The sequence below is a fragment of the Campylobacter sp. US25a genome, from assembly GCF_004379075.1.
GTDB lineage: Bacteria > Campylobacterota > Campylobacteria > Campylobacterales > Campylobacteraceae > Campylobacter_D > Campylobacter_D jejuni.
In genome coordinates, this window is record NZ_RYYM01000047.1 from 1 (window position 1) to 1,661 (window position 1,661).

Annotated in this window: 1 protein-coding gene; it reads right to left on the reverse strand. The window is 30.9% G+C overall.

The window, feature by feature from the left end:
* On the reverse strand, positions 1 to 927 hold a 927-nt coding region (locus ELQ12_RS09585), incomplete at its 3' end, for a conjugal transfer protein TraG N-terminal domain-containing protein (protein ID WP_166739606.1).
* Between the last annotated feature and the right edge of the window lie 734 nt (positions 928 to 1,661).

A 1,661-nucleotide genomic window follows, 5' to 3' on the forward strand; every position in this document is an offset into this window, starting at 1 on the left:
TTGCAAATAAGATCTAGCACTTACAGCTTGTTCGTTATAGATTTGTGCAGCGCCTAAGAACTTTTGCTCATAATTTGCCATATCATTCGCCATACCAAGCAAAGCAGCATGAATCTTCATAGCTTCATCTGTATCGTTTTGAATCATTTCAACGATTTGAGGACCTGCATCAGAACAAGGCACAACACTTTGTTCTTCAACATTATTGTTATTTTTAAACAAAGGAGTAAGCTGAGAGCCATTGCCTATATTTGTGAAAAGATCTTGCATTAAATTATCAGAATTTTGAAAAAGATTTCTACCTTGTTGATTAAGTAAGATACCTACTGAAACGCAGTTTCTAAAATAAAAATCAATATTTTTTTGTAAAGTTGCATCAATAGCCGAAAGCTTTACGCTTGGTAAAGTACTCATCACTTGAAGTGAAAAACCTAAACCTGCGTTAGAAAAATTTGTAGATTGTGGAGTTGAAAAATGTTTTTCCATAGCTTCTAGGATAACCTTCTCAAATTGTGTCATTAATGCAAAGCTTTTTCCTATGCCTATAGGAATTTGAGAAATGACGTAATCTTTACTTGTTACTTCATCGTGAATCATGAAGCGGTGATTATTGTCATTTGGCGCCCTTAAAAACATCTGCCACACTACAGCAAAAAGTATAAACATTTTTCCAAATTCAAACACAGGATTTGTTTGTCCATCCATTGCTTTTTTGATACTAAAAAGCAATAATGAAATAGCTAAGGCTGCATTAACGATATAACTTGTTTCAGTGGTTATACCTTTAACAGCTTGCATGATTTCATTCATCACATCGCCATAACCCCAAGTATAAATTAAATTGCTATTAGCTATTTCAGTTGCACCAAATAAAAATGAAGGTGCAAAAAACAAAGTGCTAAAGAATAAAAAGTAAAATCTTTTCATGGACTGTTTTAAGAAGTTAAAGAGTTTGTTTGGTATAATTATAAAAGGTAGATGCCAAAGGCGGCTACCTTTGGCATTAATCATAACCTAGAAAGGCGGTGATTAAATTGTCCAATAAAATTATAGTAATAATTATACTACTTTGTATAATTATAGTCAAGTGTTATTAACACTTGATTTCCCCTTTTTTTAAGGGGAGCTATAATTTTCCCTTTGGCTTAACCAAACAAGCTTTTAACTAAGCTTATCTTCCTTTCTATTGATTTATTTTATTTTTTAATTTATATTTTTCTTGCTTATGCTAAAAGATAAGATTCAATCATAAATAAAATGTATTAAGAAGTCAAAGAATTTGTTTGGTATAATTGCATTAAGGGTTTTACCACAAGGCTGCAACCCTGTGGCATAATCACACCCTAGAAAGGGGGTGAAACTATGTTTCGTTTCGTACTTATAATTATACTAATTTGTATAATTACTGTCAAGGCTTATTAGCCTTGCCCCTTTTCTTAAGGGGCGAAACTCCCTTGTGGCTTACCAAACAAACTTTTAACTAAGCTTCTCTTCTTCTATTGAATTTCTATATTATTTTATATTTTTTATTTGAACTAAATAATAAACTTAACAAGATTTAAATTTACCAAATCTACTATCTTTTTACTTCAATCTCACATTCATAATCATATTAGATAAAAAGATACTATCTTTATCAAAGTCTTTTGAGTTATATTCAT